This window comes from Methylobacterium sp. 2A (assembly GCF_009806555.1).
Taxonomy (GTDB): Bacteria; Pseudomonadota; Alphaproteobacteria; order Rhizobiales; family Beijerinckiaceae; genus Methylobacterium.
Genome location: NZ_VUOK01000013.1, coordinates 235,533 through 248,605, shown reverse-complemented (window position 1 = coordinate 248,605; position 13,073 = coordinate 235,533). Strand labels below are relative to the sequence as shown.

The following is a 13,073-nucleotide window of genomic DNA, read 5'->3' as shown; positions in this document are numbered from 1 at the left end:
TTTGGTGGGTCGCCAGGGCGAAGCCCTGGCTGTTCGCAGGGCTCCGCCCTGCACCCGCAAAAGGTCTCGACCTTTTGAAACCATGATGTTCGCGCATCCTCATAGGTCCCTGCCCAAAAATCCAGGGCTAGCAGTCAATAATACGCTCTAAGACGATGCGACCGCGGATACATGTCCGATGGTCTGAGGCGGGATACGCGAACGAGCATCCCGCCTCTTCGGTCAGACAAGCAGCCCCGATCAGCCCTGCTTGAGCTTGTTCAGCGTATCGCTGGGCACGCCGGCGAAGTTGTTCGCCACGAGATAGTTCGGGCTCGCCTTGATCCAGGCATCGAGGTCGATCTCCTCGAACTTGCCATTGTCCCAGGTCTGGATGATCTCCAGATCCTCGTCGCCGACATTCTTGATTGCGTGGCCGAAGCCCATCGGGATGTAGGCCACGTCGCCGGGCGCGAAGTCCGCCACCTTGCCGCGACCGCCCGAGCCGAACAGAGCCACCTGGCCCTTCCCCTTCAGGTAGAAGTGCCACTCGTTGGCATTCACGTTCCAATGGAACTTGCGCATCTGGCCGGGGCGGATCGTCATCACGCCGCCCGACATCGTCTTCGAGACCGGCCATTCATCGACCGTCGCCAGCCGGAACGTGCCGCCGTCAAAGTCGCGCACCGCCCGCGGATCCTTGAGCAGCCGGAACTTGTGGGTCGATTCCTTGGGCCAGGGCGCGTCGAGGGCCTGCGCGATCGGGATCACCGGGCCGGCCTGGATGTAGGCTTCGCCCTTGGGGAAGGCGTCGAGGGCGTCCTTCGGCAGGCCGAAATCGAGCGCCAGCATGTCCTTGGGCGACACGTCGATCCAGTCGGTGATCGAGAAGGTGCCGTGCTCCGAGAAGGCGCCGTTGTCGAACGACAGGATGAAGTGGCAGGGCTTGTCGCCGATCGTCTGGATCGAGTGGCCGTGGCCCTTGGGGAAGAACCAGAGGTCGCCCGGCTCGTAGTTGTTGATCTCGCTCGCCCCCGACGGATCGAGCACCACGGTCTGGCAGCGCCCGTCGATCACGTAGGCCCACTCGGCCGCGATCGCGTGCCAGTGCAGCTCCCGGGACGCGCCCGGATCGAGGAACATGTGGACGCCCGCGATGCCCTTGCTGATCGGGAACTGGTGGACGGTGGCCTCTTTGGCCCAGCCGCCGGACGTGATCTTCGGCACGTTGCCGTCGAGGGAGAAGTGGAAGTCGGGCATCGCGCCGACATCCTTGGGGTCGTGATAGGCGACCTGCGCCCCCGGCGGCAGCTGCTGGACGTCGCGGCCGAAGCCGCCGGCACCGGGCGCCCCATGGTCGGTCGCTGCCGCGGCAGCCTGCTGCGTGAGAGCGACGAGACCGCTTGCTCCGAGAGCGGCGGTCCCGAGAAACGCGCGTCGATTCGCGTCCATCGTGTCTCTGTCCTGTATGATCGTCGAATGAAGCGCTGGTTGCGCCCGGATGCGTGGCCTCTCGCAGCGCGAGACGCGCACTCCCGCGCTGCCATAATGATATTCCACATACCACATACTCACGAAGTCGTGAGGGATGATAACGCTCGGCCGAACGTGTCAGGGGCCGCCAATCGGGGCCGGGTTGTTGTGGCACGGCCGGTCGGGCGACGCGAATGGCTGTTCAACCGGACGCAGTTCGTCCAAACCGCGCAGGCAGCCCCCCGTTCGCCCGAATCATGATCCCTGCCCTCGAAGATTTCCGCCGCGTCGTCATCAAGGTCGGATCGGCGCTGCTGGTCGATCGCAACGCCGGTCGCCTGCGGCATGCCTGGCTCGCGGCCCTGGCCGAAGACATCGCGGAACTGCACGCCCGCGGCGTCGACGTGCTGGTCGTGTCCTCCGGCAGCATCGCCCTTGGGCGGACCGTGCTGGGCCTGCCGCCCGGTCCGCTGCGCCTCGAAGAAAGCCAGGGCGCGGCCTCCGTCGGGCAGATCACCCTGGCCCGGCACTGGGCCGAGGCGCTCGGCCATCACGGCATCGTGGCCGGCCAGATCCTCGTGACGCCGCAGGACACGGAGGAGCGGCGCCGCTACCTCAACGCCCGGGCGACCGTGCTGAAGCTCCTCGAAATGCGCGCCGTGCCGGTCGTCAACGAGAACGACACGGTGGCGACCTCCGAAATCCGCTACGGCGACAACGACCGCCTCGCCGCCCGGGTCGCCACCATGATCGACGCGGACGTGCTGGTCCTGTTCTCCGACATCGACGGCCTCTACACCGCGCCGCCGCAGAGCGACCCGGATGCGCGCCACTTGGCTGTGGTCGAGCGCATCACCCCGGAGATCGAGGCCATGGCGGGCGGCCCGGCCTCCGAGCTGTCGCGGGGCGGCATGCGCACCAAGGTCGAGGCGGCCAAGATCGCGGTGTCGGGCGGAACGCATCTCGTGATCGCGGACGGGCGCGGGAAGAACCCGCTCAAGGCCGTGCGGGAGGGCGCGCGCTGCACATGGTTCCTCTCCGGGTCCACGCCGACGGCGGCGCGCAAGACCTGGATCGCCGGGTCGCTCGAACCCAGAGGGGCGCTCACGATCGATCGCGGGGCGGTCCAGGCCCTCCGGGGCGGCGCGAGCCTGCTGCCCGTGGGCGTTCGTGCGATCGAGGGCAGCTTCTCCCGCGGCGATGCCGTGGAGATCCGCGATCCCGAGGGCCGGGCGCTCGGGCGCGGCCTCGTCGCCTACGACAATGCCGAGGCCGCGCTGATCATCGGTCATCCGAGCGCGCGCATCCCGGATCTGCTCAGCTATCCCGGCCGAGCCTGGATGGTGCATCGCGATGACTTGGCATTGTTCTAGGAGTGTTGTGATCGGTCTGCATTCGATCCGTCCGTTCACCGTGAAGTATTGCTGTCCGGGGTGCTGCGGCCCACTTGTCGGTGCGCCGCGCGATGTGCGAAGACGGCTCTTCTTCCCCGTCGCGCCGATGAGCGGCCGTCGCGAAACGAGGACGCCACCGTGCCCGTCCTGAACCTGAGATCGGACTTCGCCGAGGCCGATGCGCTGCCGGAGCAGATGGCGGAGATCGGCCGCCGCGCCCGTGCGGCCGCCCGGCTGATGGCGCTGGCCTCGGCGCAGACCAAGGACGTCGCCTTGAAAGCGATCGCCGCACGCCTGCGGGCCAATCGGGACGAGATCCTGGCTGAGAACGCCCGCGACGTGGCGGCCGCGCGCAACGCCGGCCAGAGCGCCGCGCTGATCGACCGGCTCACGCTGGATCCGGTCCGCCTCGCCGCCATGGCGGACGCGGTGGAGAAGATCGGCTCGCTGGCCGATCCGGTCGGGCGCCAGCTCGCCGCCATCGAGCGGCCGAACGGCCTGCTGATCGAGCGGATCGCGGTGCCGCTCGGCGTGATCGGCGTGATCTTCGAGAGCCGTCCCAACGTCACGGCGGATGCCGGCGCGCTCTGCCTGAAGGCCGGCAACGCCGCGATCCTGCGGGCGGGCTCGGACAGCCACCGCAGCGCCATGGCGATCGCCCGGGCGATGAGCCTCGGCCTCGCCGATGCCGGCCTGCCCGCCGACGCGATCCAGCTCGTGCCGACCCGCGACCGGACGGCGGTGGGCCTGATGCTGTCCGGCCTCGATGGCTGCGTCGACGTGATCGTGCCCCGGGGCGGCCGCGGCCTCGTGGCCCGCGTCCAGCAGGAGGCGCGCGTGCCGGTCTTCGCCCATCTCGACGGGATCAACCACGTCTACGTCGCGGCCGGGGCCGACCTCGACATGGCGCGCACCGTCCTGCTCAACAGCAAGATGCGCCGCACCAGCGTCTGCGGGGCCGCCGAGACCCTGCTGGTCGACCGCGCCTGCGCGGACACGCATCTCGCGCCCCTCGTGACCGCCCTGCTCGATGCGGGCTGCGCCGTACGCGGCGACGCCACCGTGCAGGCGGTCGATCCCCGGGTGGCGGAAGCCTCGGAGGAGGATTGGCACACCGAGTATCTCGATGCGGTCATCGCGGCCCGGGTGGTCGAGGGGATCGGCGCGGCGATCGAGCATATCGAGACCTACGGCTCGCACCACACCGACGCGATCATCACCCAGGACGATGCCGAGGCGGCCCGCTTCCTGGCCGAGGTCGACTCGGCGATCGTGACCCACAACGCCTCGACGCAATTCGCCGATGGCGGCGAGTTCGGGTTCGGCGCCGAGATCGGCATCGCCACCGGGCGGATGCATGCCCGCGGTCCGGTGGGCGTCGAGCAACTGACGACCTTCAAATATCGCGTCCACGGCAGCGGCCAGATCCGTCCGTGACGGCGGCGCAAGGTCCGGCGTGCGGCTGAACCTGCCGCCGAGCGCCCCCGGCATGCGGATCGGCCTCTACGGCGGATCCTTCAACCCCGCCCATCTCGGTCACCGCCACGTGACCCTGATGGCGATGCGCCGGCTGGGGCTGGACCGCATCTGGTGGCTGGTGAGCCCGGGCAATCCGCTCAAGAGCCGCACCGCGCTCCCGACGGTGGCGGAGCGTTGCGCCCAGGCGCAGCGGATCGCCCGGCACCCGCGCATCGCGGTGACCGGCGTCGAGGCGGCGCTCGGCGTGCGCTTCACCGTGCAGACGCTGCGCTTTCTCAGGCGGCGCTGCCCCGGGATCCACTTCGTCTGGATCATGGGCGCCGATTCGCTCGGCACCTTCCATCGCTGGAAGGGCTTTTCGGAGATCGCGCGGCTCGTGCCGATCGCGGTGATCGACCGGCCCGGCTGGACCATGACGCCGCTGAGCGCCCGGGCCGCGCGGCGGCTCGCGCAGGCGCGCGTCCCCGAGGCCGCCGCCGCGACGCTCGCCCTGCGCCGCCCGCCCGCCTGGACCTTCCTGCACGGGCCCCGCTCCAGCCTGTCCTCGACAGAGATCCGTAACGGTATGCGAGGACGCGACCGCGACGGGGCGCCGTCGCGGTTGCAATCGTCGTCCGAAGCCGCCAATTTCACGGGATCCCGTGAGGCGTGACGACCTTGCGGCACCACGAGGAACTAGGACGCTGCCCGAAACCACCCGCACGGAGACGATCCGCACCCCCGCCCCTGCCCCGGGTGAACCCGGTCAGGCGCGCTCGGACGACCTCAAGGCCCTCGCCCTCGAATGCCTCGACGAGATGAAGGCCGAGGAGACGATCGCCATCGATCTGGCCGGGAAGACGTCGCTGGCCGACACGATGATCATCACGTCGGGCCGGTCGCAGCGGCATGTCGGCTCGATCGCCGACAAGTTCATCCAGGAGATGAAGAACCGCGGCTTCGGCAATGCCCGGGTCGAGGGGATGCCGGCCTGCGACTGGGTGCTGATCGATGCGGGGGACGTGCTGCTGCACATCTTCCGGCCCGAGGTGCGCGGCTTCTACAATCTCGAGAAGATGTGGGGCGCGGACCGGCCGGTCGGCCTCGCGGTCGGCTAGGCCGCGCTTGCGCCTCCTGCTGGCGGCCGTCGGGCGGCTGAAGGCCGGCCCCGAACGCGAGCTGGCGTCACGATATCGCGAGCGCGCCGCCCAACTGGGCCGTGGGCTCGGTTTCCCCGCCTGCGACGGCGTCGAGATCCCGGAATCCCGCGCGCGCCGCGCCGTCGATCGCTGCGCCGAGGAGGCCGCGGCTCTGAGCGCCCTCCTCCCGCCCGGCGGCGTCCTCGTCGCCTATGACGAGCGCGGACGCGCCGACATCCCGAGCGAGGCCCTGGCGGAGCGCATTGCCGGCTGGCGCGACGCGTCGCGTCCGGCGCTCATGGTGGCGATCGGCGGGCCGGACGGTCTCGACGCCTCAATTCGGACGAAGGCGGAGCTGATCCTGTCCTTCGGGGCGGCGACCTTGCCCCATGGACTCGTGCGCGTGCTCGCCCTCGAACAGATCTACCGCAGCCTGACCATCCTGGCCGGCCACCCCTATCACCGGGGCGAGGCGGGCTGACCGGCCGTGGCGCGGATCGCTTTCTTTGGGAGACACGTGGCACGGCGGACGAAAGCCGTCCGGCGGCTGCGTACCGACAATCCCATCCAATCGCCTCATCCTGAGGTGCCCGCGACAGCGGGCCTCGAAGGAGGGCTCCAGGGATCGCGGCGACATCTGGAGGTCTCCTTCGAGGCCTCCGCTACGCTCCGGCACCTCAGGATGAGGGGGATTGCTGGGAGGAGCATGCGCCGAGCCTTGCCCGCCCTTCTTCTGGCGGCCACCTGCCTCGCTGCGCCCGTGCGCGCCGAGTCCCCCGCCCCCGCCGATACGGAGGCGGCTCAGAAGGCCAGCGACGAGCGCGACCGGCGCGCCGAGAACCTCAAGCGCGTGCAGGACGCGCTCGCCGCCAGCACCAACCAGCGCGCGCAGTTCGAGGCCGAGATCGCCGCGATCGGATCCGACCGATCCAAGCTGGACTCCGCCCTCCTCGATGCGGGCCGGCAGGCGCAGGCGACCGAGGAGCGGCTGAGCCGCCTGGAGGAGCGCCTGAAGGCCATGAGCGAGAGCGAGTCCGCCATCCGGCGCTCGCTCCAGGCTCGTAGGAGCGTCGTCGCCGAGATCCTGGCGGCGCTCCAGCGGATGGGCCGGCGCCCGCCGCCGGCGGTTCTGGTGAGCCCCGAGGACATGCTCGCGGCGATCCGGACCTCGATGCTGCTCGGCGCGGTGGTTCCGGAACTCCGCGGCGAGGTGGATACGCTGGCCGCCGATCTCGCGGAGATGATCCGCCTGCGCGGCCTGATCGCCCAGGACAAGGAAGGCCTGACCAACGACCTCGCCGGCTGGGCGCGGGAGAAGCAGCGGCTCGAAGCTCTGGTGGCGGCGCGGCGCGCCCGTCAGGCCGAGGTCGAGAGCGGTCTCAGCGCGGAGCGCCGCCGCGCGGCCGAACTCGGCGCCCAGGCCAAGACTCTCAAGGATTTGATGGACCGGACCGAGGCGGCGGAAGCCGCCGCCAAGCGCTCGGCCGAGGAGGCCAGGGCGGCGGCCGAGCGCGAGGCGAAGGCGACGCAGGAGCGATTTGCCGCGGCCGGGTTCCGCGATCCGGCCCGGCTGGCACCGAAGGTGCATTTCGCCGAGGCGCGGGGCGAAGTGCCGCGGCCGGTGAGCGGAAGGCTGGCCCGGGGCTTCAACCAGCCCGACGGCAATGGCGGAACCACCCGCGGCGTGTCGTTTTCGACCCGTCCGAAGGCCTCGGTCTCCTCCCCGGCCGACGGTTGGGTGCAGTTCGCGGGCCCGTTCCGGTCCTACGGCCAACTCTTGATCATCAACGCGGGCGACGGCTACTATCTCCTGCTCGCGGGAATGGAACAGATCAGCGTCGAGGTCGGCCAGTTCGTGCTCGCGGGCGAGCCGGTCGGCAGCATGGGCGAGAAGGGCGCGGGTCCCAACGGGTCCGAGGGCGATCCCACCCTGTACGTCGAGTTCAAGAAGGACGGCGGCTCCATCGATCCGGAGCCGTGGTGGGCGAAGAGCCCGAACAATACGGTACTTGGCGAGAAGGTTCGCGGCTGATGCGCAAGACTTCCCTGATCATGCTGGGCGCCTTCCTGGGCGCCGGCACCTCCATGGTGGCGACTCAGACCGACTTCCTGTCGGGCCCGCGCGCCGTCGCCGCCTCGGCCGAGACCTATCGCCAGCTCAGCCTGTTCGGCGACGTCTTCGAGAAGGTCCGGACCGACTACGTCGAGAAGCCCGACGAGTCGAAGATGATCGAGGCGGCCGTCAACGGCATGCTCTCCTCGCTCGATCCGCATTCGAGCTACATGGACGCCAAGGCGTTCCGCGACATGCAGACCACGACCCGGGGCGAGTTCGGCGGCCTCGGCATCGAGGTCACCATGGAGGACGGCCTGATCAAGGTCGTCACGCCGATCGACGACACGCCGGCCGCCAAGGCGGGGCTCCTCGCCAACGACATCATCACGCAGATCGACGACGATCAGGTCCAGGGTCTCACCCTGAACCAGGCGGTCGACAAGATGCGCGGCCCGGTGAATTCGAGCGTGAAGCTGAAGATCTCCCGCAAGGAATCGAAGGACCCGATCGACGTCACGCTCACCCGCGACGTGATCAAGATCAAGCCGGTGCGCTCCAAGGTCGAGGGCGGCGACGTCGCCTATATCCGCCTGACGCAGTTCAACGAGCAGACCTTCGACGGCATGCGCGCCGCGATCGACAAGCTGTCGGGCGATATCGGGGCCGACAAGATCAAGGGCTACATCATCGACCTGCGCAACAACCCGGGCGGCCTGCTCGATCAGGCCGTGATGGTCTCCGACGCCTTCCTCGACCGCGGCGAGATCGTCTCGACCCGCGGCCGCAACCCCGACGAGACGCAGCGCTTCTCGGCCAAGGCCGGCGACCTGACCAAGGGCAAGCCCGTCGTGGTGCTGGTGAACGGCGGCTCGGCCTCGGCCTCCGAGATCGTGGCCGGCGCCCTGCAGGATCACAAGCGCGCGACCATCCTGGGCACGCGCTCCTTCGGCAAGGGCTCGGTGCAGTCGATCATCCCGCTCGGCGGCTCCGGCGCCCTGCGGCTCACCACGGCGCGCTACTACACGCCGTCGGGCCGCTCGATCCAGGCGAAGGGCATCGAGCCCGACGTCGAGGTGACGCAGGACGTGCCGGACGAGCTGAAGGGCAAGGACGAGACCAAGGGCGAGGCCGGGCTGAAGGGACACCTGAAGCAGAAGGACACCGACGAGCGCGGCGGCTCCTCCGCCTATGTCCCGCCGGATCCGGCCAAGGACAAGCAGCTGATCGCAGCCGTCGACTTCCTGCACGGCATCCAGAAGGGCGCCGCCAACGGCACGCCGACCGCGCAGCAGCAGAAGCCGATGCCGAACTGATATCCGGAGCCTGAAACGCCGTATTGCGAACCCGTCCGGATTTTATTCCGGGCGGGTTTTTCGTATCCGGAAGCGATCCTTAGCGGATCGTTAACCACACCGGTCCGCAATGGCGGCCAGGATCCGCACCGTCCCGGCGCGGCAGGAATCGCGATTCCGCATCGAGCACCGCTTGACCGAACCCGCCGACGATATCCTCACGCGCCCCCTCGGGGTGCCGGAGGCCGGGGCACCGGACCAGCCCGCCGGGCGGTTCGGCCGGGTCGTCGCGGTGTTGCGCCGTCCGAAGGTCGCGACGGGCGCGATCGCGGCGGCCCTCGCGGTTTCGCTCGGCCTCGTCCTCGCGCTCGGCGATCCCCAGGGCGGCGAGCCCCATGCCGAAGCCACGATCGTGATCCGCGAAACCCCGGCGCGGCCCGTCGCCCCGGTCGCCGCCGCGGAACCGCAGGTCGCCGCTGCGGCGCCCGCGCAGGAACAGCTCCAGCGCAGCGCCGAAGAACTCGAGACCGCCTCGGGCGTCACGGTGGTGCGTCCGCTGGGCTCCGGCCCGAGCGACGCCGTGGTGATCCGCGTCCCGCCCCCGAGCGCGCCGCGTCTGGCGGCCGCTCCGGATCCGCGCATCAGCGAGACCGGCCGGCACGGCCTCATGCCGAAGCTCGGCGAGGGCCGGGTGCGGGCGCTCGATGTGTACGCCCGCGCGGAGGAGCCCGGCACGGGGCCGCGCATCGCCATCGTGGTGACCGGCCTCGGGGTCGGACAGGCCGCCACCGCCGGTGCGACGGCCCGGCTGCCGGCTGCCGTGAGCCTCGCCTTCCTGCCCTATGGCAGCGAGGCCGAGCGCGCCGCCGCCCGGGCGCGCGACGCCGGGCACGAGGTCTTCCTCCAGCTTCCCATGGAGCCGTTCGACTATCCGGACAGCGATCCCGGCCCGCAGAGCCTGCTCACCGCCTTGAAGGGCCCGGAGAACGCCGATCGCCTCGCCTGGGCGCTGGCCCGTTTTCCGGGTTATGTCGGTATCGTGAACTTCATGGGATCGAAGCTGATGGCGGATACCGCCTTCGAGCCGATCCTGCGCGAGATCGGCGCACGGGGCCTCGGCTTCCTCGACGACGGCACGGGTCCCAAGCCGGCGCCCGCCCCGCTCAACAAGACCCGGACTCCGACCGCCCGCGCCGAGCTCGTCCTCGACGCGACGCCGCGGGCCGACGCGATCGATGCAGCCCTCGCGCAGGCCGAAGCGCGGGCGCGGGCCAACGGCTTCGCCCTCGTCTCGGCCAGCGGCAGCGTGTTGACCGTCGATCGAATCGCCCGCTGGGCGCGGGACCTCGATGCCCGCGGGTTGCGCCTGGTCCCGGCCAGCGTGGCGTTGCGCGGCGCCCGCGACAAGCGCGTTTCCACGGCCGATTGAGTGCAGATGCGCTCCGCTCCCGCCATGATGGATTTCGGTTCCGGCCGGCCTCTGCGAGCGCCCGGTGGCGTTGCCGCGGCCGGCGCCGCTGACCTATGGTCGGGCCGATGACGACGGATCTGGATCCGGGCGACCTGCCCTATCGCCCCTGCGTGGGTATCGCGCTGATCGCACGATCGGGCGGCGTTTTCGTCGGGCGCCGGACCAAGGATGCGGGACCCGAGCACGTTGCCGGCCCGCATCTGTGGCAGATGCCGCAGGGCGGCGTCGATCCGGGCGAGGATCCCGAGGCGGCGGCCCGCCGGGAACTCTACGAGGAGACCAACGTCCCCCCGGAGGCGATCCGCAAGCTCGCGGAGATCCCGGACTGGCTCCCCTATGATCTGCCGCCCGACGTCATGAAGCAGGCCTGGAAGGGCCGCTATCGTGGGCAGACCCAGAAATGGTTCGCCTTCGGCTTCGAGGGCCGGGAGGAGCTGATCGACGTGCTCCGTCCGGGCGGGGGCGCCCACAAGGCGGAGTTCGACGCGTGGCGCTGGGCGCGGTTCGCGGAGCTTCCGGAGCTGATCATTCCGTTCAAGCGCCCGGTCTACGAGCGGGTTGTGGCGGCCTTCTCGGGCCTCGAACGCTGGGCGGATGCGCGGTGACGCGGCGGCCGGGGTCCTGAGGCATGCGCTGGCTCGCGGTCCTGCTCGGGCTCGCCCTTGCGTGGCTCGCCTTCACCATGAGCCCGCTCTGGTCGCTCTACGATCTCGCCCAGGCCGTGCGTCGGCACGACACCGCCTATATCGAGAGCCACGTCAACTTCCGCACGCTCCGCCTGTCCCTGGTGCGGCAGATCACGGCGGCGATGCGCACCGCGTCGGACAGCGATCCGGACATCGAACCGCGCGATCGCCAGCGCCTCGGTGACGCCGCTTACGGACTCGCGCTGGCCCTGTCCGAGACGATGATAACCCCGGAGACCGTGATCGATCTGCTCGCCAACGGCTGGCCCGACAAGCTCGATCTCGAGCGGCCGACCGGCACGCGGCCGGAAGGACTCGCGATCCCCAGCCTCGGGCGCCTGATGCCCTACTACACGGCGATGGAGATACGCGGCTTCCGCGCCGTCGTCGTTCCGATCCCGCCCGAGGCACCCCGCGGCCAGCGCACGCGCATCCGGTTGCGGCTGCGCGGGCTCACGTGGCGACTCGTCGACATCGAGATGGCCGACATGCTGCGCGACCAGATCGCCGCCAAGCTCGGGAAGGCCCTCGCCCGGGCGAAGATCGGGGCGAGCGCCGGCGAGGAGCGCTGAGGGGCCGGGATTCCGGCCGCCGCGGGATGGTTCGGAGCCGTGCCCGGTCGGATCGCGCCGCAATACTACGGCCGCGCATCGACGCGCTTGGCGTGAGGGACCTGCCGCCGAACCACGCTGTTCACATGCTGCCTTCGGAACGGCGATGCGCGGAGCCGCCTTCGACCGAGATCGTAACGATCGTAAACCACCAGCGGGAAGAACCGGGGGCGGTGCAGGATCGAGCGCCGCGGTGCCTACTGCGCCACGCGACCTCCGACTGCTCACCGAAAAGGCTGCCGGCCAAACAGGTTCGGGGCACGCGGCCGGTGCCGGAACGCGACAGGCCCCTGGCCGCACGGAACAGGGAATCCGCGCCCTCTGTGTGACGGCGAAGCCGCGTCGGTGTTACCATGTACACAACCGAACGCGGATGATTCACGATGGCGCAAAGCTCGACGCTGACGGTACGGCTGCCGGCCTCGGCGAGCTGGCGACGGGTCGCGCTGGCCGCGTCACCGGCACCTTCGAGACGGTGACGCCGGGCCTGCCCGACATCCTGACTTACGAGATCCTGCCGGACGCTGAGGGCGAGGCGGTGGCGATCCTGCATGTGATTCACGGCGCGCGCGACTGGAAGCCGGAGGCGCGGCCGACCGATTAGGGCGCCGTCACTTCGCCTTCGGAGCGCCGGCATCCTTCGGCTCACGCGCCTCGCTCAGGCCCTCGGCCTTGTCCTCGTCGGTGTCGCCCCCCTGCTCGATCGTCTTGGCGGGGTCGGCGAGGAGCGACTTGGCGACCCCGAGCAGCACCTCGCACTCGCCGGGAAACTTGTACGTTTCCAGCACGATCGCGGCATCGCGCAGCGTGCGCAGGTCGCGCACGAGCTGGGCGTTGGCTTCCGATTTCAGCTCGCCCTTGGCCGCGATCGCCTCCTCGATCTGCGCCCCCTTCACGTCGCAAGCGGCTCCGGCCGGCCCTGCCGAGATCGCCAGGACGAGACCGAGTGCGGGAAGGAAGCGCCACATGGCGGAAAACCTCGAAGATCCGGGTCAGGCGTGAAGGAGCGCGGCGTTGAGCACGTCGCGGGTGAGCACCACGAGCTGGCTCGGGCGATAGGGTTTCGGCACGAAGACGGAGCCGGGGACGGCGTCGCGGGCCGGAAGACCGGCGTGGCCCCCGGAGGTGTAGACCACCGGCAGGTCCGGGCAGAGGTCGCGGGCGCGGCGCGCGAGGGCGAGCCCGTTCGTGTTGCGGGCCAGATCGATATCGGTGAAGAGCATGTCGACGCTCTCCCGGGCCAGGATCGCCTCGGCCTGCCACGCATCCGCGGCGGTGAGGACGCGATAGCCGGCATCGAGCAGCGTTTCGGCGGCCAGCTCGCACACGGTTGGCTCATCCTCGACGACCAGAATCGTGGCGGCGGCCGAGTCCGGCACAGGTACGGACGGACAGACAAAAGCTGCGGCGAACGGAACCATGACGCTACTCCCACTCACCCGGCAGGGGCCTGCTGTCCCCCGGTCGGATCGCAGGGGCAACGGCCCCTCTCGACACGGCGTTCACCCTGTTTC

General features: G+C 70.1%; 14 protein-coding genes. 11 read left to right on the top strand and 3 right to left on the bottom strand.

The features are described 5' to 3' along the window. Positions 1 to 240: 240 nt before the first annotated feature. Positions 241 to 1,431, bottom strand: a complete 1,191-nt coding sequence (locus FVE89_RS07275; RefSeq protein WP_160533364.1) for a cupin domain-containing protein — start codon at positions 1,429 to 1,431, stop codon at positions 241 to 243. A 278-nt stretch (positions 1,432 to 1,709) separates the two neighbouring features. Here FVE89_RS07275 and proB point away from each other — a divergent pair, with 278 nt between their 5' ends. From proB to FVE89_RS07220, 11 genes are all read left to right on the top strand, one after another. After that, complete coding sequence (proB, locus tag FVE89_RS07270) at positions 1,710 to 2,825, top strand: glutamate 5-kinase (RefSeq protein ID WP_160533363.1); 1,116 nt, start codon at positions 1,710 to 1,712, stop codon at positions 2,823 to 2,825. 159 nt (positions 2,826 to 2,984) lie between these two features. Then, on the top strand, positions 2,985 to 4,283 hold the full coding sequence (locus FVE89_RS07265; RefSeq protein ID WP_160533362.1) for a glutamate-5-semialdehyde dehydrogenase: 1,299 nt from the start codon (positions 2,985 to 2,987) through the stop codon (positions 4,281 to 4,283). A 19-nt stretch (positions 4,284 to 4,302) separates the two neighbouring features. After that, complete coding sequence (locus FVE89_RS07260; protein WP_160533361.1) at positions 4,303 to 4,977, top strand: nicotinate-nucleotide adenylyltransferase; 675 nt, start codon at positions 4,303 to 4,305, stop codon at positions 4,975 to 4,977. Between the two features lie 58 nt (positions 4,978 to 5,035). Beyond that, positions 5,036 to 5,422 (top strand): ribosome silencing factor, encoded by a 387-nt coding sequence (rsfS, locus tag FVE89_RS07255; RefSeq protein ID WP_342390058.1) that lies wholly within the window; start codon positions 5,036 to 5,038, stop codon positions 5,420 to 5,422. A gap of 7 nt (positions 5,423 to 5,429) precedes the next feature. After that, complete coding sequence (gene rlmH, locus FVE89_RS07250; protein ID WP_160533359.1) at positions 5,430 to 5,924, top strand: 23S rRNA (pseudouridine(1915)-N(3))-methyltransferase RlmH; 495 nt, start codon at positions 5,430 to 5,432, stop codon at positions 5,922 to 5,924. A gap of 225 nt (positions 5,925 to 6,149) precedes the next feature. Next, positions 6,150 to 7,475 carry a peptidoglycan DD-metalloendopeptidase family protein gene (locus FVE89_RS07245; protein ID WP_160533358.1) on the top strand — a complete coding sequence of 442 codons (1,326 nt, stop codon included), beginning with the start codon at positions 6,150 to 6,152 and terminating at the stop codon, positions 7,473 to 7,475. Next, positions 7,475 to 8,812, top strand: a complete 1,338-nt coding sequence (locus FVE89_RS07240) for a S41 family peptidase (protein ID WP_160533357.1) — start codon at positions 7,475 to 7,477, stop codon at positions 8,810 to 8,812. The genes FVE89_RS07245 and FVE89_RS07240 overlap by 1 nt, the downstream gene beginning before the upstream one ends. 172 nt (positions 8,813 to 8,984) lie before the next feature. Beyond that, positions 8,985 to 10,220, top strand: a complete 1,236-nt coding sequence (locus tag FVE89_RS07235) for a divergent polysaccharide deacetylase family protein (protein ID WP_160533356.1) — start codon at positions 8,985 to 8,987, stop codon at positions 10,218 to 10,220. A gap of 95 nt (positions 10,221 to 10,315) precedes the next feature. Next, positions 10,316 to 10,867 (top strand): RNA pyrophosphohydrolase, encoded by a 552-nt coding sequence (locus FVE89_RS07230; protein WP_160533355.1) that lies wholly within the window; start codon positions 10,316 to 10,318, stop codon positions 10,865 to 10,867. Positions 10,868 to 10,890: 23 nt separating this feature from the next. Then, positions 10,891 to 11,520: a DUF2939 domain-containing protein gene (locus tag FVE89_RS07225; RefSeq protein WP_160533354.1), complete on the top strand. Its 630-nt coding sequence runs from the start codon at positions 10,891 to 10,893 to the stop codon at positions 11,518 to 11,520. A 412-nt stretch (positions 11,521 to 11,932) separates the two neighbouring features. Then, entirely contained in the window at positions 11,933 to 12,163 is a 231-nt protein-coding gene (locus FVE89_RS07220) for a hypothetical protein (RefSeq protein WP_160533353.1), read from the top strand. Positions 12,164 to 12,170: 7 nt separating this feature from the next. Here the strand turns inward: FVE89_RS07220 and FVE89_RS07215 are convergent, their stop codons facing one another. After that, on the bottom strand, positions 12,171 to 12,527 hold the full coding sequence (locus FVE89_RS07215; protein ID WP_160533352.1) for a photosystem reaction center subunit H: 357 nt from the start codon (positions 12,525 to 12,527) through the stop codon (positions 12,171 to 12,173). 24 nt (positions 12,528 to 12,551) lie between these two features. Beyond that, on the bottom strand, positions 12,552 to 12,980 hold the full coding sequence (locus FVE89_RS07210) for a response regulator (protein WP_160533351.1): 429 nt from the start codon (positions 12,978 to 12,980) through the stop codon (positions 12,552 to 12,554). Positions 12,981 to 13,073: the final 93 nt, after the last annotated feature.

Coding starts and splice junctions, on each gene's coding strand:
- proB (WP_160533363.1), top strand. CDS start 1,710: ATGATCCCTGCCCTCGAAGATTTCCGCCGCGTCGTCATCAAGGTCGGA.
- FVE89_RS07225 (WP_160533354.1), top strand. CDS start 10,891: ATGCGCTGGCTCGCGGTCCTGCTCGGGCTCGCCCTTGCGTGGCTCGCC.
- FVE89_RS07275 (WP_160533364.1), bottom strand. CDS start 1,431: ATGGACGCGAATCGACGCGCGTTTCTCGGGACCGCCGCTCTCGGAGCA.
- FVE89_RS07245 (WP_160533358.1), top strand. CDS start 6,150: ATGCGCCGAGCCTTGCCCGCCCTTCTTCTGGCGGCCACCTGCCTCGCT.
- FVE89_RS07215 (WP_160533352.1), bottom strand. CDS start 12,527: ATGTGGCGCTTCCTTCCCGCACTCGGTCTCGTCCTGGCGATCTCGGCA.
- FVE89_RS07240 (WP_160533357.1), top strand. CDS start 7,475: ATGCGCAAGACTTCCCTGATCATGCTGGGCGCCTTCCTGGGCGCCGGC.
- FVE89_RS07230 (WP_160533355.1), top strand. CDS start 10,316: ATGGTCGGGCCGATGACGACGGATCTGGATCCGGGCGACCTGCCCTAT.
- FVE89_RS07220 (WP_160533353.1), top strand. CDS start 11,933: ATGATTCACGATGGCGCAAAGCTCGACGCTGACGGTACGGCTGCCGGC.
- FVE89_RS07210 (WP_160533351.1), bottom strand. CDS start 12,980: ATGGTTCCGTTCGCCGCAGCTTTTGTCTGTCCGTCCGTACCTGTGCCG.